Raw genomic sequence first — 2,385 nt, 5'->3', positions numbered from 1 at the left:
TATCTTGCTTATTTGGTGAACCGTAGGCGATGTGGCTATCGACGATGATCAAGGTTGGGCGGTCCGTTTCTTTTGTGAATGTCGTGAAGGCTCGTTCAAGCATGTCAAGATCATTGGCATCACCAACTCGGGTGACGTTCCATCCATAACCGATGAATCTGGTGGCCACGTCTTCGCTGAAGGCCCACTCGGTGTGGCCCTCGATCGTGATCTTATTGTTGTCGTAGATCCAGCAGAGGTTGGACAGTTTCAAGTGCGCTGCTAAGGAGGCCGCTTCGGCAGCTACCCCTTCCATCATGCAGCCGTCACCACAGAGGGCGTAGACGTTGTAGTTGAACATGTCGAAACCAGGGCGATTGAAATAGTGCCCTTGCCACTGCGCGGCAATCGCCATCCCAACGCTGGTAGCAATCCCTTGCCCAAGCGGACCGGTTGTTGTCTCTACGCCTGAGGTCCATCGGTATTCTGGATGTCCGGCGCATTTGCTGTTGAGCTGGCGGAAGCGTTTGAGATCGTCCAGTTGTACCGAGAGCTCACCCAGCCGTTCGTACTGGGGATTCACGGCCTTTACTCCGGTCAAGTGCAGCAGTGAGTAGAGCAGCATAGAGGCATGGCCCATCGATAGCACGAACCGATCGCGATTCGGCCAAATCGGGTCGTTCGGATCGAATCGAAGGATTCGCTGCCAGAGACAGTAGGCGACCGGGGCCATGGCCATCGGCGTTCCAGGGTGGCCGGAGTTGGCTTGCTGGACGGCATCCATCGAAAGAGTGCGGATGGTATTGATGCAGGTTTGATCAAGTTGTGGGTTCGTCACCATGGGCCCCCTTTGTCGAACTGTATGTCTAGAGTGGTGTCGTCAATGGTTCTCGCCAGTAATTATGTCGGCCATATCGAGTACCGGCTTGAGTGGCAAGCCGGTGGTGTCGGTAGGTGAGAGCTGTTCACCCCAGCATCATGGACACGGAGTTTGAGTCACGGCTAGTTGGTGGTTATCCATTGTATCGGGGAGTGGAGATCTGAATCGCCGATTCTGCCACCGTTATCAGATTCATGCCGATCATCCCCAATCCCATGACGCATGACATGGCTCGAGGCGAGAAAGGGCATGGTGATCTGTTGGACATGTCCAACAGGATTCAACGTCCTCCTTCGATCGAGGCCTCGTCGGTCATCTCAAAAATCATTTCCTTGGGTGTGGGTGGATAAAGGAGTGTACTTGGTTTGTTGTTGGACATGTCCAACAATCGGCCACCGTAGGTGACTCTTGTATCTGGAGAATCAATTTTGTCGGGAAAGAAATAGCCTGGAGGAAGTCTTCGAACTTCGTGGCTAACGAGGTGTCTGCGGGGTAAGAGGAAGGCCTGGCTGTCCCCCTCTCCGGTCGTAATGTGGAGAGGGGGTGAAGGGTAGGGAATTAGGGGAAAATGATCTGTTCAATTTGGCACTGTCGCGCAGGCACTTCCTCCTGCTTCCCATCTGAAAAATTGACGATCAGGTGGTTTGCTTGTTGTGGGGCGTGCTGCAGATCTACAGTGCCCGATCGATCCTGAAACATGACGATCAAAGACGGCAGCATTGTCGTTGAACTGAGCGTCCGCTTCTTCTGTTCCGGTTTCTCCTTCGACGATGTGACGGGCGATCGCTCAGACCCTCTGAGCTTGGCGGATAAGCCCGACACGGTTGCACGGGTAATCTCCTGATCGCCGGAGCACCACCGTTCGACTTCTTTTGGAAACTCCTTGTGCAGATTCCGCAAATCGTAGAGCGTCTTGGCCGATGAACACTTTCCAGACGCATAGATTTCTTCGATGCAGGCCGGGGGATCGATAAGTGCCAAGTGATTTGTCACCATGGATCGATTCACGCCGAGGAGCTCGGCGATGTGAGCCTGCTTTTCTCCTTCGTCCATCTTCTTCTTGATGAACATCGCCAGCTCACGAGGCTTCAGATCTTCCCGCTGCAAGTTTTCGATCACTTGTTGGTAATCGGTATGTGAGCGATCGATGAAGGCGGGAATCGTCGTTTTCCCGACGGATCTGGAGGCTCTGAGTCGGCGCGCGCCAAAATTCAAGATCCACCGTTTCTGCTCCGTGGGATGGGGGCGAATCGAGATCGGTGTTTTGACTCCATGGATCCTGACGCTCTGTTCAAGTTCTTCCATACTTGCTGCATCGAATTCCTGGCGCGGCTGGTCAGGGTCTTCGTCGATGTCCTTCACCGGAATATGAAGCGGGCGCCCCAAGACTTCAGCCGTCACGGTCCGTTCTCTGGCGATCGGATCCGGTGTCGGTGCGGGAGTCGTCCGATCCAGAGCCGTGAGATCCAATGTCGCGATCAGTGGTTTTTTCATTCCATCACCCCCATCGTATGAGCCACCTTTTG

Annotated in this window: 1 protein-coding gene and 1 pseudogene; both read right to left on the bottom strand. The window is 54.2% G+C overall.

Translation table 11 applies throughout. The annotated features are described in order from the left end of the window. Window positions 1-820: pseudogene (locus ACMTNU_RS20450) on the bottom strand (transketolase); the annotation flags it as partial. Between the two features lie 597 nt (window positions 821-1,417). After that, window positions 1,418-2,385 (bottom strand): ParB/RepB/Spo0J family partition protein (locus ACMTNU_RS20445; RefSeq protein ID WP_413937138.1); only part of this gene is annotated, 968 nt, incomplete at its 5' end.

Origin of the sequence: Nitrospira sp. BLG_1 (assembly GCF_047338595.1) — a bacterium.
Lineage (GTDB): Bacteria > Nitrospirota > Nitrospiria > Nitrospirales > Nitrospiraceae > Nitrospira_D.
This window is presented reverse-complemented; position numbering and strand designations above follow the sequence as displayed.